Annotated in this window: 23 protein-coding genes and 1 pseudogene; 12 read left to right on the top strand and 12 right to left on the bottom strand. The window is 65.1% G+C overall.

From position 1 onward, the window contains the following. Window positions 1-46: 46 nt before the first annotated feature. Window positions 47-1,480: an FAD/NAD(P)-binding protein gene (locus IF690_RS12840; protein WP_202700353.1), complete on the bottom strand. Its 1,434-nt coding sequence runs from the start codon at window positions 1,478-1,480 to the stop codon at window positions 47-49. Between the two features lie 543 nt (window positions 1,481-2,023). After that, complete coding sequence (locus IF690_RS12835; protein WP_202700352.1) at window positions 2,024-2,587, bottom strand: helix-turn-helix domain-containing protein; 564 nt, start codon at window positions 2,585-2,587, stop codon at window positions 2,024-2,026. Window positions 2,588-2,602: 15 nt separating this feature from the next. Here IF690_RS12835 and IF690_RS12830 point away from each other — a divergent pair. From IF690_RS12830 to IF690_RS12800, 7 genes and pseudogenes are all read left to right on the top strand, one after another. Next, window positions 2,603-3,620: pseudogene (locus IF690_RS12830) on the top strand (DMT family transporter). A gap of 450 nt (window positions 3,621-4,070) precedes the next feature. Beyond that, window positions 4,071-6,989 (top strand): monovalent cation/H+ antiporter subunit A, encoded by a 2,919-nt coding sequence (locus tag IF690_RS12825; protein WP_202700351.1) that lies wholly within the window; start codon window positions 4,071-4,073, stop codon window positions 6,987-6,989. Further along, window positions 6,989-7,333: a Na+/H+ antiporter subunit C gene (locus tag IF690_RS12820; RefSeq protein WP_023968969.1), complete on the top strand. Its 345-nt coding sequence runs from the start codon at window positions 6,989-6,991 to the stop codon at window positions 7,331-7,333. Before IF690_RS12825 ends, IF690_RS12820 begins: the two co-directional genes overlap by 1 nt. Next, the gene (locus IF690_RS12815) at window positions 7,330-9,015 is read left to right on the top strand and encodes a monovalent cation/H+ antiporter subunit D (RefSeq protein ID WP_202700350.1); all 1,686 of its coding nucleotides are present in this window, start codon (window positions 7,330-7,332) and stop codon (window positions 9,013-9,015) included. Before IF690_RS12820 ends, IF690_RS12815 begins: the two co-directional genes overlap by 4 nt. After that, window positions 9,012-9,500 (top strand): Na+/H+ antiporter subunit E, encoded by a 489-nt coding sequence (locus tag IF690_RS12810; protein ID WP_202700349.1) that lies wholly within the window; start codon window positions 9,012-9,014, stop codon window positions 9,498-9,500. The genes IF690_RS12815 and IF690_RS12810 overlap by 4 nt, the downstream gene beginning before the upstream one ends. Next, complete coding sequence (locus tag IF690_RS12805; RefSeq protein WP_009048485.1) at window positions 9,497-9,775, top strand: K+/H+ antiporter subunit F; 279 nt, start codon at window positions 9,497-9,499, stop codon at window positions 9,773-9,775. Before IF690_RS12810 ends, IF690_RS12805 begins: the two co-directional genes overlap by 4 nt. Next, on the top strand, window positions 9,772-10,140 hold the full coding sequence (locus IF690_RS12800) for a Na+/H+ antiporter subunit G (protein WP_202700348.1): 369 nt from the start codon (window positions 9,772-9,774) through the stop codon (window positions 10,138-10,140). The genes IF690_RS12805 and IF690_RS12800 overlap by 4 nt, the downstream gene beginning before the upstream one ends. A gap of 136 nt (window positions 10,141-10,276) precedes the next feature. Here the strand turns inward: IF690_RS12800 and IF690_RS12795 are convergent, their stop codons facing one another. After that, entirely contained in the window at window positions 10,277-10,714 is a 438-nt protein-coding gene (locus tag IF690_RS12795) for a DUF3995 domain-containing protein (RefSeq protein WP_202700347.1), read from the bottom strand. 97 nt (window positions 10,715-10,811) lie between these two features. On the opposite strand from IF690_RS12795, the gene IF690_RS12790 reads away from it, so the two are divergent. Both IF690_RS12790 and IF690_RS12785 read left to right on the top strand, forming a co-directional pair. After that, complete coding sequence (locus tag IF690_RS12790; RefSeq protein ID WP_202700346.1) at window positions 10,812-11,201, top strand: DUF2946 domain-containing protein; 390 nt, start codon at window positions 10,812-10,814, stop codon at window positions 11,199-11,201. 320 nt (window positions 11,202-11,521) lie between these two features. Next, a complete protein-coding gene (locus IF690_RS12785; RefSeq protein WP_202700345.1) occupies window positions 11,522-13,657 on the top strand; it encodes a TonB-dependent receptor in 2,136 nt (711 codons plus the stop codon). Between the two features lie 90 nt (window positions 13,658-13,747). Here IF690_RS12785 and IF690_RS12780 read toward each other — a convergent pair whose 3' ends face one another. From IF690_RS12780 to IF690_RS12770, 3 genes are all read right to left on the bottom strand, one after another. Beyond that, a complete protein-coding gene (locus IF690_RS12780; protein ID WP_202700344.1) occupies window positions 13,748-14,764 on the bottom strand; it encodes an ABC transporter substrate-binding protein in 1,017 nt (338 codons plus the stop codon). A 352-nt stretch (window positions 14,765-15,116) separates the two neighbouring features. Next, window positions 15,117-15,314, bottom strand: coding sequence for a hypothetical protein (locus IF690_RS12775; protein ID WP_202700343.1), 198 nt, complete (start codon window positions 15,312-15,314; stop codon window positions 15,117-15,119). After that, window positions 15,311-15,760, bottom strand: a complete 450-nt coding sequence (locus tag IF690_RS12770; RefSeq protein WP_031286381.1) for a hypothetical protein — start codon at window positions 15,758-15,760, stop codon at window positions 15,311-15,313. The genes IF690_RS12775 and IF690_RS12770 overlap by 4 nt, the downstream gene beginning before the upstream one ends. Before the next feature lie 546 nt (window positions 15,761-16,306). Between IF690_RS12770 and IF690_RS12765 the strand changes: the two genes are divergently transcribed. The 3 genes from IF690_RS12765 (at window position 16,307) to IF690_RS12755 (ending at window position 17,321) form a co-directional block, all read left to right on the top strand. Then, entirely contained in the window at window positions 16,307-16,537 is a 231-nt protein-coding gene (locus IF690_RS12765; protein WP_202700342.1) for a hypothetical protein, read from the top strand. Between the two features lie 66 nt (window positions 16,538-16,603). Beyond that, a complete protein-coding gene (locus IF690_RS12760) occupies window positions 16,604-16,996 on the top strand; it encodes a hypothetical protein (protein ID WP_202700341.1) in 393 nt (130 codons plus the stop codon). 85 nt (window positions 16,997-17,081) lie between these two features. After that, window positions 17,082-17,321, top strand: a complete 240-nt coding sequence (locus IF690_RS12755) for a DUF2789 domain-containing protein (protein WP_202700340.1) — start codon at window positions 17,082-17,084, stop codon at window positions 17,319-17,321. On the opposite strand, the gene IF690_RS12750 is transcribed toward IF690_RS12755, so the two are convergent. The 6 genes from IF690_RS12750 to IF690_RS12725 form a co-directional block, all read right to left on the bottom strand. Further along, window positions 17,318-17,536, bottom strand: coding sequence for a hypothetical protein (locus IF690_RS12750; protein ID WP_202700339.1), 219 nt, complete (start codon window positions 17,534-17,536; stop codon window positions 17,318-17,320). The genes IF690_RS12755 and IF690_RS12750 overlap by 4 nt on opposite strands. 130 nt (window positions 17,537-17,666) lie before the next feature. Continuing rightward, on the bottom strand, window positions 17,667-18,905 hold the full coding sequence (locus tag IF690_RS12745) for a methyl-accepting chemotaxis protein (RefSeq protein WP_502710180.1): 1,239 nt from the start codon (window positions 18,903-18,905) through the stop codon (window positions 17,667-17,669). A 602-nt stretch (window positions 18,906-19,507) separates the two neighbouring features. Further along, on the bottom strand, window positions 19,508-19,912 hold the full coding sequence (locus IF690_RS12740; protein ID WP_007923643.1) for a TraR/DksA family transcriptional regulator: 405 nt from the start codon (window positions 19,910-19,912) through the stop codon (window positions 19,508-19,510). 355 nt (window positions 19,913-20,267) lie between these two features. Next, window positions 20,268-21,212 (bottom strand): IS110 family transposase, encoded by a 945-nt coding sequence (locus IF690_RS12735; RefSeq protein ID WP_202700337.1) that lies wholly within the window; start codon window positions 21,210-21,212, stop codon window positions 20,268-20,270. A 323-nt stretch (window positions 21,213-21,535) separates the two neighbouring features. After that, window positions 21,536-22,558 carry an ABC transporter permease gene (locus IF690_RS12730; RefSeq protein WP_202700336.1) on the bottom strand — a complete coding sequence of 341 codons (1,023 nt, stop codon included), beginning with the start codon at window positions 22,556-22,558 and terminating at the stop codon, window positions 21,536-21,538. A 70-nt stretch (window positions 22,559-22,628) separates the two neighbouring features. Then, window positions 22,629-24,209: a sugar ABC transporter ATP-binding protein gene (locus IF690_RS12725; protein ID WP_202700335.1), complete on the bottom strand. Its 1,581-nt coding sequence runs from the start codon at window positions 24,207-24,209 to the stop codon at window positions 22,629-22,631. Window positions 24,210-24,216 lie beyond the last annotated feature (7 nt).

Here is a 24,216-nt window from a genome sequence, read left to right as displayed (position 1 = left end):
CACAACGCTTCGCGAGCAAGCTCGCTCCTACAGGGGATTGGCGTTGTTATGCCAATGCAACCAACCGCGCCGCCAACGCCTTGGCCTGGCTGGCCACATCGCTCACCGCGGTGCTTTCCCACCACATGCCGCGCAAGGGCGGGCCCATGGCGAACAGTCGGCTGGCGACCTGTCCCTGGGCATCCACCACCGCGCCACCGGCGTCGGCCCGGATCCCCAGGGCCAGCGGTCCCGGCTGGATCAGGCCACGGGCCAGCAGTTGCTGCGGCAACGGCCGGGCGACCCGGCGCCAGTCGTATTCGATGCCGCTGGAGTTGATCAATGCATCCCCCACGACCCAGGTGGCTTGCGTCTCGCCGCGACGACGGATGCAAATCGCCAGGCGCCCATCCGCCGAAGGCTCCAGGCCCTTGAACGAGGCGGCATGGATGCGCAGCCGCCCCTCCCCGTGCAAACGCGCCACCAGCCCGGCGCTCAGCGGCGGCGAACGGTGGTGATGGCTTTCCCACCACGGCCGTACATGGCGCACGAACTGCCGGCGCTGCACATCCGTGGCCTGGCTCCACAAACGCCCGATATGGGCGCGCACGGTGTCCAGCGGCGCCTGCCAGTCCACGCCGTCCGCCAGCGCCTGGCGGCACTGGCGACGCAGCGCGTGCAACAACTGGCGCGGGCTGCGGAGGCTGGGATCCTCGGCCAGGAAATCGACCCAGGCCGGTGGCTGGCGCCGCACATGGGGCAACAGGCCGTGGCGCGAGAACACCTCGATCGGCCCGCGATGCCCGGCCTGCTCCAGGGACACCACGGCGTCGACCATGGTCAGCCCGGAACCGATGATCAGCACAGTCGCCTGCGGGTCGAGCCGGCGCATGGCCGAGACATCCCAGGGGTCGAGGGCGGCGGCGTTGAGGCCGCTGGATTCGGTCTGCGGCGTACGCGCCGCCGGGAACATGCCGGTGGCCAGCACGGCAAAGGCGCCGCGTAGTTGCTGGCCGTCGTCGAGGGTCAGCCAGGCACCCTCGGCGTCGGCCTGCAAATCCACCGCCTCGGCGCGCACATGCGCCACCGTCGAGCCCTGCAAGGCGCCGATCGCCTGGGCTTCGGCCAGCCGTTGCTGGACATACAGGCCAAAGATCCCGCGAGGTGGAAACAGCTCGCTGACCGGCACCGGCTGCTGCCCCGACTCGGGCCAGCCGCCAGCGGCGATGTAGTCGCCCAGCCACTGGGTCAGGTCGTCGGCGTTGTCCGGGTCGACGCTCATGCGCGCGGCGTTGCCGTTCAAGGTGTGGCCCAGCTCGACGGCGCTGTAGGCCTCGCCGCGCCCCAGCTCGCTGCGCGGCTCGATCACCCGCACCTGGCGCCGGCCCGGCAGGCGCAGCAGTTGGGCCGCGAGCAAGGCGCCGCTGAGGCCGCCGCCGACGATCAGGACATCGGCATCACGGGTGGCGCCGCTCGCCTGTCCGTTGGGTGTTTGGCTCATGAGGTTCTCGCGGCTATATAACGGTGATGCACAGCGGTTTTCACCCTGTGCCCGGGCAGCACATTAATAGGTCGAGCGCTGCAGCGAAAGCCCTGGCGCGCCGTGACAGGCAGCCGTCACAACCTCCGTTCAGGGGACGTTGCGCGTGAGCCCGGCCAGCCACGACAAGGCCAATTGTTGCAACAGCACCTTCAGACCCTCCGGCCATTCAGTGCCCTCCTCGCTCCACAGCTGCGGACCCGCCGGACGCCTGCGGAGCGTCCAACGCCGGGGTGGTCCGCTGGCTGGAGGTTGATGGAGGCTTGTTCCTTTTAGCCGTGGCCAGGCGTTCGGGGTCAGCCTGATACAGCCAGTTACCTGCCCTGGCATCTGCTGCGTAGCCGATCGCAACCTGCAGCAGCCCTACAGCAAACGCCTGGAGGCAGCAGGGGTCATGCCTGAAAATTAAAAGCCTTACAAACCAATACTTTAAAAAACTACCGATCAATGACTTCAACTGGAAACAGACAAAGTGTGCAAACGCTGTTGCCCAGGCAACAGTGTTCAGATCACCACGTTGCGCACGAAACGCACCGCCACCGCCCCATCGTTGCGATAGGCATGCGCCAGGTTGCTGGCGAACATGAAGAACTCGCCGCTGTCCAGGCGCCGCTCCTGCGCCCCCAGGACCAGGGTCAGGCAACCCTCGCAGACATACAGCTGCTCGCTCCAGCCTTCGGCGTCCGGCTCAGACAGGTATTGCTCGCCCGGCTCCAGGCGCCACTCCCACAGCTCTACTTCGCGGCAGGCGTTGGCCTTGGCCAGCAGCACTGCCTTGCTCCCGGGAATCAGCCCGGCCCAGGCCAGCTCGTTGATGCGGCTCGGGTCGCGCGCGTCGGGGGCCTGGATCAGGTCGCTGAAGGCCACGTCCAGGGCTTCGGCCACCCGGTCCAGGGTGCTGAGGCTGACATTCTTCTCACCGGCCTCGATGGCCACCAGCATCCGGCGGCTGACCCCGGACTTTTCCGCCAGGGCGCTCTGGCTCAGCTCGGCGGCATGGCGCAGGCGGCGGACGTTATGACTGACATGCTGCAGCACGGAAGCGCGCTGCCCAGGATCTTTGTGCACTATATTGCTCACTGTATGGATTTGCGCAGTATACTGCCCAACTTCGCGGCGCATTGTGCGGCCGCCCCTGGTAACGCGCAAGGGCATGACGTCGGTGAACTCCTGCAAACCTTCCTCCTTCTTCCTCAAACTGAGCAAAGCCGAGTGCGTGCTGGTACTGATCACCATGGTCTGGGGCGGCACCTTCCTCACCGTGCAGCACGCCATGACCGTCAGCGGCCCGATGTTCTTCGTCGGCCTGCGGTTCGCCGCGGCGGCCTGCATCGTCGGGTTGTTCTCCCTGCGCAGCCTGCGCGGCCTGACCTTGTTCGAACTCAAGGCCGGGGTCTTCATCGGCACCGCCATCATGCTCGGCTACGGCCTGCAGACCGTGGGCCTGCAAAGCATTCCCAGCAGCCAGTCGGCCTTTATCACCGCGCTGTACGTGCCCTTCGTGCCGCTGCTGCAATGGCTGTTCATGGGCAAGCGCCCGGGGCTGATGCCGAGCATCGGCATCATGCTGGCCTTCACCGGCCTGATGCTGCTCTCCGGGCCGGGCGGCGCCGCGCTGGACTTCAGCCCGGGGGAAATCGCCACCCTGATCAGCACCGTGGCCATCGCCGCGGAAATCATCCTGATCAGCACCTACGCCGGCCAGGTCGATGTGCGCCGGGTCACCGTGGTGCAACTGGCGGCGACCTCGGTGCTGTCGTTCCTGATGGTGGTGCCGACCCAGGAAGCCATCCCGGACTTTTCCTGGCTGCTGCTGGCCAGCGCCCTGGGCCTGGGCGCCGCCAGCGCGGCGATCCAGGTGGCAATGAACTGGGCGCAGAAAAGCGTCTCGCCGACCCGCGCCACCCTGATCTACGCCGGCGAACCGGTGTGGGCCGGGCTGGTCGGGCGCATCGCCGGCGAACGCCTGCCGGCCCTGGCCCTGCTGGGCGGCGCGCTGATCGTCGCGGCGGTGATCGTCAGCGAGTTGAAGACCAAGGGTAAGAGTAGCGAGGTGGTCGAGGCGGAGGTTGAGCGGGAGGCCGTGGACTCGGGGAAATGAGCTAGACAACTGCTTCGCGGTTGATCGCGAGCAAGCTCGCTCCTACAGGAGATCGCGCCCCTCTGTAGTGAGCTTGCTCGCGATCCGCTGGCACAAACATCACAAACCACATAGATACTGCGCTTTCTCCTCACTCCATAAGGCAAACAGCCAATCCCCTAATACCGATCAGTTAAGCGATTGGCTCCACTGTAGGAGCGAGCTTGCTCGCGAAAAACGTCAACGATAACGCGAACTGCCTGGTTTAACGCGCGGTGCTGGAGTTCTTCGTGAGCAATCGAGCGTCAACCGGCTGCTCCTACAAAAAGCCTTAACTGATCGGCATTAGCCAATCCCCCTACTTTTAAAGATCATGCGCCCGTCTTTGTAGGATCCTGCCACAGCTTCAAGGTTGGTGATCACAGAGTCGGCACGTATGATGCATCACAATTTCCCGCAGATTAGAAGCCTATGTCCCTGATAGTTCTACTGCTTCTGCCTTTTATCGGCAGCTGTCTGGCGGCCTTGCTGCCGCACAACGCGCGTAACACCGAGTCGCTGCTGGCGGGCCTGGTCGCCCTGGCCGGCAGCGTGGCAGTGGCTTCGATGTACCCGCAGGTCGCCCATGGCGGCGTGATCCGTGAAGAGTTCAACTGGCTGCCCAGCCTCGGCCTGAACTTCGTCCTGCGCATGGACGGCTTCGCCTGGCTGTTCTCCATGCTGGTGCTGGCCATCGGCACCCTGGTGTCGCTGTACGCGCGTTACTACATGTCGCCGGAAGACCCGGTGCCACGCTTCTTCGCGTTTTTCCTGGCCTTCATGGGTGCCATGCTCGGCCTGGTGATTTCCGGCAACCTGATCCAGATCGTGTTCTTCTGGGAACTGACCAGCCTGTTCTCCTTCCTGTTGATCGGCTACTGGCACCACCGCTCCGATGCCCGGCGCGGCGCCTACATGGCGCTGATGGTCACCGGCGCGGGGGGCTTGTGCCTGCTGGCGGGGGTCATGCTGCTCGGCCATGTGGTCGGCAGCTACGACCTGGACCAGGTCCTGGCTGCCGGAGATCTCATCCGAGCCCATGCCCTCTACCCCATTCTCCTGCCCCTGATCCTGATCGGCGCCCTCAGCAAAAGCGCGCAGTTCCCCTTCCACTTCTGGCTGCCCCACGCCATGGCCGCGCCGACACCGGTCTCGGCCTACCTGCACTCGGCGACCATGGTCAAGGCCGGGGTCTTCCTCCTGGCCCGCCTCTGGCCGTCGCTGTCCGGCAGCGAAGAATGGTTCTGGATCGTCGGCGGCGCCGGGGCCGCGACCCTGGTGCTGGGCGCCTACTGCGCGATGTTCCAGAACGACCTCAAGGGCCTGCTGGCCTACTCGACCATCAGCCACCTGGGCCTGATCACCCTGCTGCTGGGCCTGAACAGCCCGCTGGCCGCGGTGGCCGCGGTGTTCCATATCCTCAACCACGCCACCTTCAAGGCCTCGCTGTTCATGGCCGCCGGCATCATCGACCACGAAAGCGGCACCCGCGACATCCGCAAGCTCAACGGCCTGATCAAGCTGATGCCGTTCACCGCGACCCTGGCCATGGTCGCCAGCGCCTCCATGGCCGGCGTGCCGCTGCTCAACGGTTTCCTGTCGAAAGAGATGTTCTTCGCCGAGACGGTGTTCATCAATTCCACCGCCTGGGTCGAGGCCGCCCTGCCGGTGATCGCCACCATCGCCGGGACCTTCAGCGTCGCCTACTCCCTGCGCTTCACCGTGGATGTGTTCTTCGGCAAGCCGGCCGAAGACCTGCCGCACACGCCCCACGAGCCACCCCGCTGGATGCGCGCGCCGGTGGAGCTGCTGGTGTTCACCTGCCTGCTGGTGGGGATCTTCCCGGCGCAGATGGTCGGCCCGCTGCTGGCCACGGCCGCCCTGCCGGTGGTCGGCGGCACCCTGCCGGAGTACAGCCTGGCGATCTGGCACGGCCTGAATGCGCCGATCATCATGAGCCTGATCGCCATGTCCGCCGGCATCGTGCTCTACCTGCTGCTGCGTGCCCCACTGGTGCGCGGCCACTTCGCCTACCCGCCGCTCATTGGCCGCTTCAATGGCAAGCGCCTGTTCGAGCGCAGCCTGGTGAGCATGATGCGCCTGGCCCGGCGCCTGGAGCGGCGGATCAGCACCCAGCGCCTGCAGACCCAGCTGTTGCTGCTGGTGCTGGTGGCGGTGCTGGCCGGCCTGATCCCGATGCTCTACAGCAGCCTGAGCTGGGGCGACCGGCCGAAGATCCCGGGCTCCATCGTCTTTGTCACCCTCTGGCTGCTGGCCATCGCCTGCGCCCTGGGCGCCGCCTGGCAAGCCAAGTACCACCGCCTGGCAGCCCTGACCATGGTCAGCGTCTGCGGCCTGATGACCTGCGTGACCTTCGTCTGGTTCTCCGCGCCGGACCTGGCCCTGACCCAACTGGTGGTGGAAGTGGTGACCACGGTGCTGATCCTGCTCGGCCTGCGCTGGCTGCCACGGCGGATCGAGGACGTTTCGCCGCTGCCGAGCAGCGTGCCCAAGGCCCGTGCCCGCCGCCTGCGCGACCTGCTGTTGTCGATCGCCGTCGGCCTGGGCATGGCCGTGCTGTCCTACGCCATGCTGACCCGCCAGACCCCCAACGACATTTCCTCGTTCTACCTCAGCCGCGCCCTGCCGGAAGGCGGCGGCAGCAATGTGGTGAACGTGATGCTGGTGGACTTCCGCGGCTTCGACACCCTGGGCGAGATCACCGTGCTGGCGGCCGTGGCCCTGACCGTGTTCGCCCTGCTGCGCCGCTTCCGCCCACCGAAGGAAAGCATGCAACTGCCGGCCCAGCAGCGCCTGCTGGCGCCCGACGTGGTCACCGACCTGGTCAACCCGCGCCACGCCAGCGACACCGCCCTGGGCTTCATGATGGTGCCGGCGGCGCTGGTGCGCCTGCTGCTGCCGATCGCCCTGGTGGTGTCGTTCTACCTGTTCATGCGCGGCCACAACCAGCCGGGCGGCGGTTTCGTCGCCGGCCTGGTGATGTCGGTGGCGTTCATCCTGCAATACATGGTCGCCGGCACCCAGTGGGTGGAGGCCCAGATGAGCCTGCGACCGCTGCGCTGGATGGGCACTGGCCTGCTGTTCGCCACCCTGACCGGGCTCGGCGCCCTGGCGTTCGGCTACCCGTTCCTGACCACCCATACCCTGCACCTGGACCTGCCGCTGCTCGGTGATGTCCATATCGCCAGCGCGCTGTTCTTCGACATCGGCGTGTATGCCGTGGTAGTCGGCTCGACCCTGCTGATCCTCACCGCGCTGGCGCACCAGTCGGTGCGGGCGCACAAGCCGAGCCCGTCCAAATCCCTTGCCAAGACAGGAGCCACCGCCTGATGGAAGAAGTCATTGCAATTGCCATTGGTGTGCTGGCGGCCTCCGGCGTCTGGCTGCTGCTGCGGCCACGGACCTTCCAGGTGGTGATGGGCCTGTGCCTGCTGTCCTACGGGGTCAACCTGTTCATCTTCAGCATGGGCAGCCTGTTCATCGGCAAGGAGCCGATCATCAAGGACGGCGTGCCCCAGGACCTGCTGCACTACACCGACCCGCTGCCCCAGGCGCTGGTGCTCACGGCGATCGTCATCAGCTTCGCCATGACCGCGCTGTTCCTGGTGGTGCTGCTGGCGTCCAGGGGCCTGACCGGCACCGACCATGTGGATGGCCGGGAGCCCAAGGAATGAACCTGATGCCGCACCTGATCGTCGCGCCCATCCTGCTGCCGCTGCTGACCGCCGCGGTGATGCTGATGCTCGGCGAGAAACATCGCCCGCTCAAAGCCAGGATCAACCTGTTCTCCAGCATGCTCGGCCTGGGCATCTCCGTGCTGTTGCTGGGCTGGACCCAGCAGACCGGCGTGCCCGGCTCCGTCGGCGTGTACCTGCCGGGCAACTGGCAGGTGCCGTTCGGCATCGTGCTGGTGGTCGATCGCCTGTCGGCGCTGATGCTGGTGCTCACCGGGATCATCGGCGTCAGCGCCCTGCTGTTCGCCATGGCCCGCTGGGACCGCGCCGGAGCCAGCTTCCACGCGCTGTTCCAGATCCAGTTGATGGGCCTGTACGGCGCCTTCCTGACCGCCGACCTGTTCAACCTGTTCGTGTTCTTCGAAGTACTGCTGGCCGCCTCCTACGGCCTGATGCTCCACGGCTCGGGCCGCGCGCGGGTGTCCGCCGGCCTGCACTACGTGGCGATCAACCTGCTGGCCTCGTCGCTGTTCCTGATCGGCGCGGCGCTGATCTACGGCGTCACCGGCACCCTGAACATGGCCGACCTGGCGCTGAAGATACCGCTGGTGCCGGAAGCCGACCGCGGCCTGCTGCACGCCGGCGCGGCGATCCTCGCCACCGCGTTCCTGGCCAAGGCCGGCATCTGGCCGCTGAACTTCTGGCTGGTGCCGGCCTACTCCGCGGCCAGCGCGCCGGTGGCGGCGATGTTCGCGATCATGACCAAGGTCGGCGTCTACACCCTGCTGCGCCTGTGGACCCTGCTGTTCTCCGGGCAGGCCGGGGCCTCGGCCTACTTCGGCGGCGACTGGCTGATCTACGGTGGCATGGCGACCATCGTCTGCGCGGCCCTGGCGATCCTCGCCGCGCAGCGCCTGGAACGCATGGCCAGCCTGAGCATCCTGGTCTCGGCCGGGATCCTGCTGGCGGCGATCGGCTTCGCCCAGCCCAGGCTGATCGCCGGCGCGCTGTTCTACCTGGTCAGCTCGACCCTGGCCCTGAGCGCGCTGTTCCTCCTGGCGGAACTGATCGAACGCTCGCGCTCGGCCAACGAAATCCCCCTGGACGACGAGGTCGAAGCCCTGCCCCGGCCCCTGGAATCGCTGCAACCGCCACCGGGCACCAACCTCGACGACGAGCAGAAAGCCGTGGTCGGCCAGGTGATTCCCTGGACCATGGCCTTCCTCGGCCTGAGTTTCATCGCCTGCGCGCTGCTGATCATCGGCATGCCGCCGCTGTCGGGGTTCATCGGCAAGCTGAGCCTGATCGGCGCCCTGCTCAACCCTGCCGGGCTGGGCCAGGCCAGCGCTGCGCCGCTGTCCGGCGCCGCCTGGGGCCTGCTGGCCCTGCTGATCCTTTCCGGCCTGGCATCGCTGATCGCCTTTTCGCGCCTGGGCATCCAGCGCTTCTGGACCCCGGAAGAACGACCGTCGCCATTGTTGCGGCGCTTCGAGTGCGTGCCGATCATCGCCCTGCTCGGGCTGTGCATGCTGTTGACCGTCAAGGCCGAGCCGCTGCTGCGCTTTACCCAGGCCGCCGCCGACAGCCTCAACGACCCGCAGCACTATGTGATGGCCGTGCTCGGCACCCGGGCGATCCCCAGCCCCGAGGCCCAGGCGGCGTTACAGGAGGTGCAGCCATGAAGCGCCTGTTCCCCGCGCCCTGGCTGTCGCTGGCGCTGTGGCTGCTGTGGCTGGTGCTGAACCTGTCCGTCAGCCCCGGCAACCTGCTGCTCGGCGCGCTCCTGGGGTTCTGCGCGCCGTTGATGATGCGGCCGTTGCGCCCGCTGCCGATCCGCATCCGCCGCCCCGCGACCATCCTGCGCCTGTTCCTGCTGGTCGGCCGCGACGTGCTGCTGTCGAACCTGGCCGTGGCCTGGGGCGTGCTCAACGCCGGGCGCCGCCCGCCGCGCTCGCGCTTCGTCAAGGTTCCCCTGGACCTGCGCGACGCCAACGGCCTGGCCGCGCTCTCGACCATCACCACGGTGGTGCCGGGCACCGTGTGGTCCGAGCTGTCCCTGGACCGCAGCATACTGCTGCTGCATGTGTTCGACCTGGACGACGAAGCGGCGTTCATCCAGCACTTCAAGACAACCTACGAGCGTCCGTTGATGGAGATCTTCGAATGAGTGCCCTGCTCACGAACGCGATCCTGCTCAGCCTGTTCCTGTTTTCCGTGGCCATGGTCCTGACCCTGGTCCGGCTGTTCAAGGGCCCCTCGGCCCAGGACCGGGTCCTGGCGCTGGACTACCTGTACATCCTGGCGATGCTGATGATGCTGGTGCTGGGCATCCGTTATGCCAGCGACACCTACTTCGAGGCGGCGCTGCTGATCGCCCTGTTCGGCTTCGTCGGCTCCTTCGCCCTGGCCAAATTCCTCCTGCGTGGCGAGGTGATCGAATGAATGCCGTCAGTGAACTGTCGTGGTGGATCGAGATACCGGTGGCGATCCTGCTGGTGCTCGGCAGCGCCTTCGCGCTGATCGGCGCCCTGGGCATGCTGCGCATGAAGGACTACTTCCAGCGCATGCACCCGCCGGCCCTGGCCTCGACCCTGGGCGCCTGGTGCGTGGCGCTGGCGTCGATCCTGTATTTCTCGGGGATGAAAGCCGCGCCGGTGCTGCATGCCTGGCTGATTCCGATCCTGCTGTCGATCACCGTGCCGGTGACCACCCTGCTGCTGGCGCGGGCGGCGCTGTTCCGCAAGCGCATGGCCGGCGACGATGTGCCGGCGGAAGTCAGCAGCCGGCGTAGCGAAAGCGGTAGTTGAGGGATGCCCACCACACGCACCCTTTGTAGGAGCGAGCTTGAACGCGATGAGCGTCAACGATAACGCGGACCATCTGCGGGAATCCGTTGAACCGGCTTTTTTCGCGAGCAAGCTCGCTCCTACAAGAGAGAGACACTCAGCTCCAGGCCACCACCAGCAGCCCCGCCCCCAGCACCACGCACAGCGGTGAATAGAACAAGGTGTCCAGCCGGGCGAACCTGGACTCGCTGACTTCCTTGAAGAACCCCACCAGGTTCGAATCGCCGATGGCCCGGGCGAACATCAGCAAGGCCATCGCGCTGATCACCCATTGCAGCGCCGGGTGGCTCACCGTCGGCAGGTAGAGGCCCACCCGCAGGCACACCAGCATCGCGATCAGCAGCAAGCCCACCGCCACCAGCAGGGTGGCGAACCCCGAGGGCTTGAACGCCGGCTCCAGCTCGCCCGGCTTCCTGCCCGGCACCTGGGGAATCGCCGCGTCGCTGCCGCGCTTGCCGCCGGCGGCCCAGTACAGGTGGATCAGGCTGATCAGCAGGAAGGCTCCCGCCATCCATTGCGCGATCAAAACATTCATATGCAAACATCCATGGCAAAAAATGTTGCTGAAGAATGGACCCGCTCGCGCGTTTTTGTAAGTACGTTCGTCGCCTGCGATGGTAAAGTCCCGCCCCATGAAATTCGCTCGAACCGATCGCTCGCTCGTTGCCTGGATGCTCTATTGCTGCGTCCTGTTCAACGTGTTCGCCTGCAGCATCGGCCACGGGCAAATGGTCGGCCAGCAGCTCAACGGGATCGGCGGCCAGTTCTGTACGGTGGACCCGCGCACCCAGGCGCCGGCCTCCTCCAACCCGGTCGACGAATCGCTGCCGACCCTGTCCAAGGCCTTCGGTTGCCCGCTGTGCTCCAGCGGCGGCATGGGCCCGGCGCTCAACTCCAGCCTGACCCTGGCGATCCTGCCGCAGCAGCACAGCCCGCCGCTGGCACCCTGCTCCACCGCCGACACTCCCACCCGCTTCACCTGGCCCGCGGCCCACCCGCGCGCGCCGCCCGCCTTCGCCTGAGTCTTCTGCCCCTATCATCAGCCCGCCCCGTGCCAACGCACGGCGTCAGGGTCTGTACGAAAAGTCGGCGAGCGAAGGTCAGGCAAAGCGCAACGACCAACGGGACTAACAGCCGAAGGCTGGCCCGGAGGGTGAGCGCAGCGAAGCAGGCGAGGAACGGCCGGGGTCGCGCCCGACTGCGGGGGCCTGCATGAGCATGCCGATCGGACTCGCGCACGAGCCTGTTTTGGCGTAGCGCCGAAGGCGCCCAGCGCGTAGCCACTTTTCGTACTGCCCCTGGTTCGTGGGCTGCTTCCTAGCCAAGCATTCAGGACGTACCGATGAAACACATTCCCCTGCTGGCCAGCCTGTGCGGCTGCCTGTCCGTCAGCGCCTGGGCGCAATCGAGCGTCGACCTGGCACCGATCACCATCGACGGCGAGCAGCCCGTCGAACCCGGCCTGGCCCTCGACCAGTCCAGCGGCATGGCCTCGCGCCTGGGCCTGAGCGTCCGTGAAACCCCGGCCTCGGTGGCGGTGGCCAAGCGTAACGACATCGAGCGGCGCGGCGCGCAGAACTTCCAGGACGCCGCCAACAGCCTGCCCGGGGTCAACGCCAGCGCCCCGCCGGGGTTCGGCGGCTTCGTCTCCTACCGTGGTTTCAGCAACAGCCAGATCACCCAGATGTTCAATGGCATCAACGTGTCCAGCGGCCTGGCGCGACCGGTGGATTCGTGGATCTATGACCGGGTCGAACTGCTCGGCGGCCCTTCCTCGCTGGTCAACGGCGCCGGCTCCGTGGGCGGTTCGCTGAACTACGTGACCAGGCTGGCCGACCGCCAGGAGCGGGCCATCGAGGGCCGGGTCAGCTACGGCAGCTACGACACCACGGAAACCGCCTTCGGCCTCGACCACGCCCTCAGCCAGGTCGGCGACGAGGTGCAGCACTACGCCCGGCTCGACGTCAGCCACAACACCAGCAACGGCTACATCGACCGCCAGGAACGCGATGCCTGGAGCCTGGCGTTTTCCCTGCTCAGCGACCTGACGCCGGACCTGTCCCACACCCTGGCCGTGGAATACCAGGACGAACACGAGGACAGCCCGTACTGGGGCACCCCGGTGCTCAACCCCAAGGCCGGCGAGCTGAAGATCGACAGGCACAACCGCTTCAACAACTACAACGTCGAGGACGGCCGCTACGAGCAGCGCACGATCTGGGTGCGCTCGATCGTCGACTACCGGATCAACGACAGCACCCGCCTGCGCAACACCCTCTATCACCTGGACAGCCAGCGCGACTACCGCAACCTGGAGACCTACCAGTACAACGCCGACAACAGCGCGGTGAATCGCTCCACGGCCTATCAGGTAAGGCATCAGGGCGAGCAGAACGGCAACCAGTTCGAGCTGCGCCACGACACCCGGGTCTTTGGCCTGGACAGCACCTGGTCCGGCGGTTTCGAGTACAAGGTCAGCCGCACCACCAACTCGCCGCTGAACGTCAAGGCGGCCAACAGCGTCGACCCGAACGACTACCAGCCGGGGCATTTCTACGACCTGCCGGGCACCCGCCAGGGTTTTGTCGCCGACAAGACCAACGCGGTCACCACCCAGGCGCTGTTCGTCGAGAATCGCCTGGCCATGACCGACCAGCTGGCGCTGCTCGCCGGCCTGCGCTACGACGACATCGACCTGGACGTGACCAACCACCGCCAGGTGACGGCGAGCAACCCACGGCACCTCAAGCGCCGTTGGGAACCGGTCACCGGCCGGGTCGGCCTGAGCTATCAGTTTCTCCCGAGTGCGAATGTCTATGTGCAGTACAGCACCGCCGCCGAGCAGCCCAACAACAGCACCCAGGACTTCGATGTCTCCACGGGCAAGCAATGGGAAGTGGGCAGCAAGTTCGATTACCTGGACGGCCGCGGCTCGGCGACCCTGGCGGCCTACCGCATCGAGCGCAAGGACTTCGCGGTGACCGACCCGCTGGACCCGACCCTGAGCATCCCGGTAGGCCAGCAGACCTCCAGGGGCATCGAGGTGGCCAGCTCGCTGCGGGTCACCCCGAAGCTGCTGCTCGAGGGCAACTTCGCCTGGGTCGATGCCCAGTACGACGAGTTCACCGAGAAGAACGCCGCGGGCGTGGTGGTGTCACGCAAGGGCAATACCCCGACCAACGTGCCGGACCGGGTCGGCAACCTGTGGCTGACCTATGACCTGGCGCCGCAGTGGCAGACCGGGGTCGATGCGCGTCATGTGGCCTCGGTGTACGCCGACACGGCCAACACCCTGACCGTGCCCTCCTACACCCTGTTCGGCACCTTCCTCACCTACAAGCTCGACAGCCACACCTCAATCACCGGGCGGGTGCGCAACCTGACCAACGAGGTCTACGCCGAGTTCGCCCATGTCTCGCCGGCTTACTACCTGGGTACGCCACGGACCTTCGAACTGGCGGTGCAGAGCCGCTTCTAAAAGCATCGCGAGCAAGCTCGCTACAGGGCCTGTATGTTTCTGCAGGAGCGAGCTTGCTCGCGATTGCGATCTCACTCTCACCGCAATCCCTCAGTCCAGACGGGCACTGACCTTGTCCGCCACATCCTCGGGCAGCCACGCCCGCCATACCTGCGGATGCGCCTTGAGAAAGGCCTGCGCCGCTTCCCGGGGTGGCGTGTGCTTCTCGCTCATCTCGGCCAACGCCTTGTTCAGCGCCTCGATCGGCAAATCGACCTTGCTGAAGAACTCGGCGATCTGCGGGTACTGCTTCTGGAACGGTGTGGACACGCCAATCGACAGCTTCGAGGCCAGCGAACGCGTGGGACGTGGGTTGGGATGCTCGGGATCGGTCAGGGTTTTCCAGGCCTCGGCGTCGAACGGCGGCTCTTGCAGCTGGATCAGCTTGAAGCGGCCGAGCAACGGGGTCGGCGACCAGTAGTAGAACAGGACCGGCTGGCCGCGACGGATCGATGAAGTGATCTCGGCGTCCAGCGCCGCGCCGGAACCGCTGCGGAAATTCACATAGCTGTCGGTCAGGCCATAGGCCTTGAGCTTCTGCTTGTTCACCACTTCCGAGGTCCAGCCGATGGGGCTGTTGAGAAAACGCCCCTTGCCCGGGCTTTCCGGGTCCCTGAACACGTCCTTGTAACGCGCGAGGTCCGTGACGCTGCGCAGGCCCGGCGCCAGCGGCTTGATGCCCTTGGCCGGGTCGCCCTTGACCACGTATTCAGGCACCCACCAGCCTTCGGTCGCGCCCTTCACCGTGTCGCCCAGGGCCACCACCTTGCCCTCGGCCTCGGCCTTGACCCACACCGGACTGCGTCCGGCCCATTCTTCGCCGATGACCTGGATGTCGTTATTGGCCAGCGCGGTTTCCAGGGTGATGGTGGTGCCGGGCAAGGTGTCGGTCGGCAGGTCGTAGCCCGTCTCGACGATGGTGCGCAGGATATCGGTGATCAGGCTGCCGCTTTCCCAGTTCAGGTCGGCGAAGTGGATCGGCGCCGGTGCCGCCCAAGCGCCGGCGGGCGCCAGCAAAATACCGAAGCCGAGCAGCGCGCCGCCCAGCAGTGTCCGCAGTCCTTTCATGCCTGGTACCCCTTGGCTGTTCACAGCGTTGCAGGATGGTCTCGCGATCGGGGACCGCGAGCCTCTGACAGGATCTGTACGAAAAGTCGGCGAGCGAAGGTCAGGCAAGGCGCAACGACCAACGGGAGTAACAGCCGAAGGCTGGCCCGGAGGATGAGCGCAGCGAATCAAAACAGGCGAGGAACGGCCGGGGTCGCGTTCGACTTTAGGGGCCTACATGAGCATTCCGAGCCTGTTTTTAACGCAGCATAGCCTGCGTAGCGCCGAAGGCGCCCAGCGCGCAGCCACTTTTCGTACAGAGCCTAGTTAAGTCATCTGACTGTAGTAGAGGTTCCTGCTTTCGAGGGGGACTTCAGTTTTCGCCCTGTTCCTGCAGGCGCTGCAACTCGCGGCGCACCATGCTGGCGTATTCCGCCGGCTTCAAGACATACAGCTGCGAGGCCACCCAGGCCAGCCAGGCGCCTTGCAGCACGGCCTTGCGTTCGAACAGGCGCTGGGCCTCGGCGCGGGCGCGCACAAGATGCTGCTGGTGGAATTCGGCGCGGCTCACTCGCTGGCCTTGAAGCTCACCAGTTCACCCTTGCGCCATTTGGCGGCCTTGCCGGTCACGGCTTTCAGGGTCTTGGTCAGGCCTTCCTGCAACTGCTGGTTGGCGGCGAACACCGTCACCACGCTGTGGCCCTCCTTGAACAGGATGGCGTGGCCGTCGGCGGTGCTGACAAAGGCGTATTCGCCGAGGCCGTAGACGGTCAGCTTGATCTCGCGAAAACGGATTTCGAACTTGCCGCCTTCACGGCTGGGCAGGACCGCCGCGCGGAAATGATCGCCGACCTTGAGTTCCAGGCGTGGCTTGTCGTCCACGACCAGGGCCGTCTCGGTATCGATCTCGGCGACGTAAATGCCTTCCGGCGTCTGTTCGGTGATGTAGACGAAACGTGACTGGAACTGTTTGACCAACTTTGCGCGCAAGTCGCCCAGGACGAACAATGCGTGCATATCAAGATTACTGACTGCCAAGGAAAGATCCCCGAAACTGAAAATGACTCTGCCCGCATAAACGACGGACAACAGAAATAGGCGGCCGAACCGGCGCCGTGACTCCACATGAAAACAATCCGAAAAAGCACCACCCGCCAACGCGTAGGCGCAAACACCGGAGCGCCCCTCCCCAGGACAAATTGGAAGGACTTACCGGACCGTTTGGCCCGCATCAACGCAGAAGAAGTGGTTCCGACCCGCCGAGAAAGCTGCGCACTCACTGTCGATCGGAAAACCTCACGATCCTTTCGTCACCCTTCATGGGACGGGAGTGCTGCAGGTAAACATCAAATCTCTGACTGCCGGGGCAATTCTAGAGCAACTTTATGTATTCAGAGCAACCCATGCGTTAGTAAATCGCTGAAAAAATCTCTTTCAGCGTGCCGGTCAGCCACTTGCGTGACTTAACTCAGCCATCGACGGGCAACAACTGCCATACTGCCGCGACCTCGAAGCCAGCCACCGGCAGGCTTCAGCCGCATAATTTCCAGGGGAAAGCCGGACGTGACGGAATTCGATATAGGCGAGTTTTTCATTCATGGCGAGGCCCGGGATGTCGAGGGTGAGTTCCAGGCCGTGATCGTGATGCGCGCCAAGCCCCCGCTGCGCACTGTGCGCAGCCACCAGGTGGAGAAGGACCGCTGGTTCAAGACCGCGGAACTGGCCGAAGCCGCCGCCAAGGAAGCCGCCCGCGCCCTCAAGCAGGCCGTCGACCAGGGCGCCCTGAACGTCTGAGCCTGCGGTAAAGGATTGCCGCGCCCGACCGACATATTGGCGAGCCTTCCGATAAAGAGCGCCATGATGATCGACCTCAACCCACCTGCCCGCCTCCCGTCCCTGGCCGAGTTCGCCCTGCCAGGCGCGGCGGGCAGCGAAAGCCCGGCAAGCGATCCGTTCGACCTGCGCACCGCGCTCACCCGGGCGAGCAACGCCGTTCCCGACGGTGTACTCGAAGCGAAAAAGAAACGCATCAAGCTGCTGCGCAAACAGATCGAGCAATTGCAGCAACGGCTGCGCAAGGCCAACGAGCGCCTGGCGATGGTACAAAGCGCCGCCCGGCACCGCGCAACCGATGCGCACATGCAGGCATTGTCCGCCGCCCGGGCCCAGGCCCAGGCCGCCAGCAGCGCCTTGTCGATGGCCCAGGTGGCGCTGTTCCAGGCCGAAAGCGCAGTGATCGGCAGCGAGGTCTGAGCGCCCGTCAAGCCGATCGAACGCCTGGTTGCCCGGCGCCTCAGATACAAGACAACGCCCGGATTGCCAATCGAAGGAGATCAACATGGACTCGCCGCCCCACGACCTCAAAGGGCTGTTCGACCCACTCGGCCTGGACTCCAACCCGGGCGCCATCGACGCGTTCATCGAACAACATTCGCCACTGCCCGAGGACGTGCGGATGATCGATGCCGACTTCTGGACGCCCCGGCAGGCGGCCTTTCTCAAGGAACAATTGCAGGAAGACGCCGATTGGGCGCGGGTGGTCGACGAGCTCAACCTGCGCCTGCATCAGCGCCATTAGGCCGAGCGGCTGAACACCGGGTGTCCGGCCCTGTCCCGTGCCAGCTGGGCCAGCCAGGACGCCTGGCATTCCACGGCTTCGTCCCGGCTGGCGAACGGCGCGCCGCGGCGCTCGCCATTGACCAGCACGACCCAGCACACATTCAGCCCGACCGCGCGAAAGGTGGCCGGTACACCGCTACCAATCATCACTGCGACATCGACTTTGCTTTGCATGAGGACCTCTCCTGGAACTAGTTAGCCAGCTAACAATGTCGCTCATACTAATGAGTTCCAATACTGGGAAAAAGCCACCCCTTGCACAGCTTCGTTGCAGGGCCGGTAACAATGACCGGCCTGCCCGGGCTCAGCCGCGCGCAGCCTCGACGGCCTGCTCCGGTTTGTAGCCCAGGCGCAGGCCGCCCCAATGCCGGCCCTTGACCCTGATCGGCACTGACAGGTCGTGCATCAGCTCGCCGGTATCGCGGGTGTAGGTCTGCAGCAACAGCGGCTGCTGGTGGCTGCCGCAGCGAATGCCAGTGCGATCCTCGAACTTGCGCTTGGTGCGGTTGTGCAGGGTATCCAGCTGCGGGTCGCCGGTCAGCGGCTGCGAGAACACCTTGTTGTGGGTCGGCACGTAACCCTGGGGCGTGCAGGCGATGGCGAACACCAGGCCTTCGTGCCGCGCCAGCAACGGTTCCTGGATCGCCGGCAGCACCTGATCGGCATAGCGGTCGAAGCGGGTCTGGTATTTCACCGGTTGGGTATTGGCGATCGGCTGGTAGCTGCGGTCGAACAGCTCGTCAAAGCTGATGCGGCTGGCGTCCAGGTCCGCCTCGAACTGCTCGGCGATGCGCCGCGCACCTTCCTGGGCCAAGTCGTAGATGCGCTGGTGATAGTCGTCCAGGCCGACCGCCGCCAGGCGCTCGCTGATGATCTCCGCCTGCCCTTCCATCTGCACCGCTGCCTCGGCCAGGCTGCGGGTCTGCTGGTCGCTCACCGCCAGGTCGCCGCGCACCTGCTCCACGGCATGGAACAGGCTGTCCAGTTGCTGGCGGTTGGTCTCGGCGCCTCTGGCGATCTCGCCGACCTGGCTTTCCACCTCCGCCGCCAGCCGGGCGATGTTCTGCAAATGCTGGCCGGTGGACTCGACCTGCTCCAACCCGGTGTTCAGGTCGCTGGACAGCTGGCGGATCTGCTCCACCACCTGGGCCGTGCGCTGCTGGATATCGCCGACCATCACCCCGACCTCGTCGGTGGCGGTGGCCGTGCGCCCGGCCAAGCCACGCACCTCATCGGCCACCACGGCGAACCCGCGCCCATGCTCCCCGGCCCGCGCCGCCTCGATGGCGGCATTCAGCGCCAGCAGGTTGGTCTGGCTGGCGATCGACTGGATCACCAGCGCCACCCGCTGGATGTCTTCGCTGCGCTGGCTCAAGGCTTCGATCAGTTCACGGCTGTCATTGGCGCTTTGGCTGAGGCGGTGCATGCGGGTGATGGACTCGTCCAGCACCGCGCTGCCTTCGGCGCTGCTGCGATGGGCTTCGCTGGCGGCGCCCAGGGCCTGCTGGCTGAGCTGCGCGGCCAGTTGCTCGGTGTGGATCATCGCCTCGGCGCTGCTGACGATGCGCGCCGCCGAGTCCAGTTGCGACTGCACCCGCCCGGCCAGTTGCCGGACCGAATAGGCCACGCCGGCGGCCGACAGTGCGTTATGGCTGGTGCTGTAGGACAGGTCGCGGGTCAGCGCGGCGATCTCGCCGTTGTCGACATGGCTCGCCGGCGCTGCGGCCCTGGGCCTGGCCAGGCGCGGCAGCCAGACAATCAGCAACATCAGCGGCACGGCAAGGTAGAAGGCCAGCAGCCCCTGGGACAGCCCATACAAGACCAGCAGCAAGGCGCTGCTTTGCAGGGCTGGAACCTGCCAGCGCCGGGTGGCTTGGGCTGTTGGCAGCGGTTGCGCAATGGCAGCCGACAAAGATCCGTCTTGCGTCATCTGGATTACCCCACGCTGTTCTAATTATTTGCTCTGCATTGAACGCCACTAAAAAGCCATTATCCATGGTCCATTAGTCGCAGGTTTGCAGCAGATCAATAGAAATGCGCGGGGCTTTCAGGGCGCCCACAAACGACTCGCGGGCAAGCCCGCCATCCCAGGCGCAGGGGCGACCTTGGGGTGGGGCTTGCCCGCGAGGGGAGAAGTCTTGGCGATCAGGCCTGACGCTGGTGCTTGTCGATCTGCTCGTGACGTTCCTGGGCTTCGATGCAGTACTTGGTGGTCGGGCTGATCAGCAGGCGTTTCAGGCCGATCGGCTCGCCGCTGTCGTCGCACCAGCCGAAGCTGTCGTCGCCGATACGGCCCAGGGCCTGCTCCAGTTGCGGCAGCATGCGCTGGTCGCGGTCGATAGCGTTGACCAGCCAGGTCCGCTCTTCCTCTACGGAGGCCGCGTCGGCAGGGTCGGCCGGGGTGTCCAGGCTCTCAATGGCGATTCGGTTCTGTTCGATGCGCTCGTGGGTTTCGACCTTCATGGCCTGCAACAGCTCAGTGAAAAAAGCCAGCTGCTCGGCGTTCATGTAGTCATCCGCCGGCATGGCCAGCAACTTTTCCTTTGTCATTGATTTCTCTATAAAAAATACGTGCATTAAGGCGAATTAAAGCTGATTTCCGTGCCCCCTTTCGGGGCATCGGAAAGGCGCCGTACATTCCAAGCGCCACCCGGCACTCAATTTACGAGGGGCGGCAGTCTAAGGCCCGTTTAAGGCGTCAGCAACTGAAATGACATCGAATGTGTCCGACAAGCCCTGAAAGCCCGCCAGGGCTGGCTTTGGCGGCGGTTATCGGAGTGCGTTTATAACAAGAAATTCCATCGACCGGGGTCTTTTAGAAGACAAACGGCAGCGGCAGGCCCGAAAAAGGCCTGCCGCTGCCGGGATTGCGCATACCCGATCTCCCCTGTAGGAGATTCTATGTCTACCCAACCGTATCAACCGCCGGTCGATACGGTTGTTGGGTCTTCATCAGGGCGAAAGCGATACGGGCCAACTTGCGGGCGAGGATGACCAGCGCTTCTGTTCGTTTCAGGCCGCGTTGCAGGTATTGCTGGTAACGCTGTTGCCAGGCGGTGGTCCTGCTTGCCGCCATGGCGGCGTTGTGGAGCAGGCGACGGATCTCCGAGTCGCCTTGCTTGCTCAGTTTGCGCCGACCGCTGTGGCGCCCGGATTCCTTGACCCGCACATCCAGGCCCAGGAAGGCGATGAACGCATCGCTGTTGCGGAAAGATCCTCGCAGGAACGCCAGGTTGAGGGCCGCGGCGGTGAGCGGGCCGATGCCTTCGATCGCCTGGCAACGCTTGGCCTGCTCAGCCAGGCCCGCCTCCTGCAACGCCTTGTGCACTTGCTCGTTAAGCCGCCGTTCCAGGCGTTTGATGCGCTCCAGTACCGGTTTCAGCTCCCGGGCCATCTGCCGGTCTTGAGCAAAACTCAGGCGCAAGGCGGTGGCGCTGCGGACCAGCGTGGCGCGCCGGCGCAGCAGCAGTTGCAGGCGCCGATAAGCCTTGCAGGCGGGGTTCCAGGGATGCAACTGGTTCTGCTCATGGGCCAGGTAACGCGCCAGCAAACGGGCATCGCTCTGGTCGGTTTTGGCGCGGCCACCGATCCCCTTGCGGTAATTGCTCAGGCGGTAGCCATCGATGACATAGATCCTGTGCCCACATTGGTAAGCCAGATCCGCCAGCAGGACGTGGTAAGTGCTGGTGGCCTCGATGGCCACGGCACAGTCTGCGGGCAATGTTTTCAACCAGGCCACGATCGCGCGTCGATCGTTGGCCAACGTAGCGCTTTGCTGCGTATCGAGGCGATACAGGCTCAGGTTTTCCTTGGCGACATCGATGCCGATGATGGGGGTTTGTATTGTCATGAGACGCTCCTGCAGACAAGATAAAACGACCTGTCGGGGACTCACGTTTGGCGCAGGCTTGTAGATATGGTCGGTCTTGAGGTGGTGCTCAAGCCGATGGATTCCTTTATCGGCGCTTGTGGTGAACGCGAGAGTGGGGAAATCTCCTACCGTCTGGCTTGCAGAAGCGAGTTAAGTCCCTCCACCCCGACAGGCCTACCTTAGGACATACAAGCGAGCTTGCTCGCGATGATGGTCAATGATAACGCGTCATGTCTGATTGACCGCGGTGTCATGACAGTCCATCGCGAGCAAGCTTCGCTCCTACAGAAGAAGCACAGGGCTCAGCGCTTGAGCTTGCGCTTGTTGCGGTACTGGTCGATGACCACCGCCACCACGATGATCAGGCCCTTGATGATGTCCTGGATGTAGGCATCGACGCCGACGAAGGTGAAACCGCTGGCCATCACCCCGAGGATCAGCGCGCCGATCACGGTGCCGGTGATGCGCCCCACGCCACCGGCCAGGCTGGTGCCGCCGATCACCGCCGCGGCGATCGCATCCAGTTCATAGGACATGCCCATGCCCGCCTGCCCGGTCGCCGCCCGCGCCGAGGCCACCACCCCGGCCAGCCCCGCCAGCAGCCCGGCGATGCTGTAGACGATCACCAGATGGCGCTTGACGTTGATCCCCGAGGTCCGCGCCGCCTGCATGTTGCCGCCGATGGCGTAGGTGTACTTGCCGTACTTGGTGTAGCGCAGGGCGATATGGAAGATCACCGCCACCACCAGGAAGATGATCACCGGCATCGCGCCATGGCCGATGGCCGTGTAGGAATCCGAGAGCATGCTGATCGGCTGGCCTTCGGTGTAATACCGCGCCAGGCCGCGCGCCGAGACCATCATGCCGAGGGTGGCGATAAAGGGCGGGATGCCGGTCATGGCGATGATGCTGCCGTTGATCGCCCCCGCCAGCAGCCCAACCCCCAACCCGGCCACCACCGGTATCCACACCGGCAGGTCGGTCAGCGACGGGAACACCGCGCGGGTGAAGTCCGAGGTCTGCGCCAGGCTGGCGGCGATCATCGCCGACAACGCCAGCACCGAGCCGGACGACAGGTCGATGCCGGTGGTGATGATCACCTGGGTCACGCCGATGGCCAGCAGGCCGATGATCGACACCTGCAGGATCATCAGCACCAGGCGCTGGGAGTTCATCAGGAAGCTCTGGTCGCGCACGATCCAGCCGAACACTTCGAACACCAGGCCGATGCCGATCAGCACCAGGAAGATGCTCAGTTCGGTGGGCAGGCGCCGGCGCGTTCTGGCTGGCGCCGCCGCGGGTTTGTTTTCCAGTATCGCGTTCATAAGCCTTCACCTTCTTCTTGTATGGCCGGCGGCGAAGACAGCTCGCTGGCGGCCTTGATACGTTTGCCGGCTAGTGGACCAGGGACATCCCGGAAGCCAGTTGCATGACCTTCTCCTGGGTCGCTTCGCCACGGTCGAGGGTGCCCATCAGCTCGCCCTCGTGCATGACCATCACCCGGTCGCTCATGCCCAGCACTTCCGGCAGCTCCGAAGAAATCATGATCACCGCCATGCCTTCGCCGGCGAGGCAGGCAATCAACCGGTAGATCTCGGCCTTGGCGCCGACGTCGATGCCGCGGGTCGGTTCGTCGAGGATCAGTACCCGCGGGTTGGTCATCAGCCAGCGCGCCAGCAAGGCCTTCTGCTGGTTGCCGCCGGACAGGGTGTCGATGCACTGCTCCAGGGAGGGGGTCTTGACCCGCAGCTTCTTGCACATGTCCTCGCACAGGGCGCGCAAGGCCTTCTGCTGGATGAAGCCGTTGCCGGCATAGTGCGGCAGCACTGCCATCTCCATGTTTTCCAGGACCGACAGGCAGGGGAACAGGCCGCTGAGCTTGCGGTCCTCGGTCAGCAGGGCAAAGCCCTTGTCGATGGCCATGTGCGGATCGCTGATGCGCACCGGCTGGCCGTCGAGGCGGATCTCGCCGCCGTCGCTGGGGGTGATGCCGAAAATCGTCTCGGCCACGTTGGTGCGGCCCGACCCCATCAGCCCGGCGATGCCGAGAATCTCCCCGGCGTGCAGGTCGAAGGACACCCCCTCGAACACCCCGTCCAGGCGCAGGTCGCGCACCGACATCAACAGATTGCCTATGGGCTTCTCGCGCACCGGGAACAGCTGGCTCAACTCGCGGCCGACCATCATCGAGATCAGGCTGTCGCCGTCCAGGCTGTCGGCCCGTTGCAGGCCGATGTAGGCGCCGTCGCGGAACACCGCCACCTCATCGGCGATGGCGAACACTTCGTTCATCTTGTGGGTGATATAGATGATGCCCTTACCCTGGGCCTTGAGGTCGGCAATGATCGAGAACAGGTGCGCCACCTCTTTCTCGGTAATGGCCGAGGTCGGTTCGTCCATGATCAGGATGTCGGAGTCGTAGGACACCGCCTTGGCGATCTCCACCATCTGCCGCTCGGCGATGCTCAGGTTGCCCACCTGTTCCTCGGGGTCGAGGTTGATGCGCAGGCGTTCCAGCAACAGCGCGGTGCAGCGGTGCATCTCGCGGTGGTCGATCATGTGCAGGCCGTTGAGCTGTTCGCGGCCGATCCAGATGTTCTCGGCGATGCTCATGTGCGGCATCAGGTTGAGTTCCTGGTGGATCATCGCGATCCCCGCCTGCAAGGCCGCCAGCGGCGTCTCGAAATTCACCCGCCGGCCCTTGAGCCGCAGCTCGCCGGCGTCCGGCTGGTAGATCCCGGCGATGATTTTCATCAGGGTCGACTTGCCCGCGCCGTTCTCCCCCATCAGCGCCAGCACCGTGCCGGGACGCACCCGCAGCTGCACATCGGACAGGGCGACAACCCCGGGAAAGCCCTTGCTGACGTTGATGACTTCCAGCAGGTAGGGCTGCTGTTCGGACCCAGACTGGGCAGACGGGACGGCGGGCTGCACAGCCGCCGCCGGGATGCTCGAAGCAGTCGCTGAAGCGAACATGGTCAGG

Source organism: Pseudomonas sp. SK3(2021) (genome assembly GCF_016772375.1).
In the GTDB taxonomy this organism is placed as follows: domain Bacteria; phylum Pseudomonadota; class Gammaproteobacteria; order Pseudomonadales; family Pseudomonadaceae; genus Aquipseudomonas; species Aquipseudomonas chlororaphis_I.
This window is presented reverse-complemented; position numbering and strand designations above follow the sequence as displayed.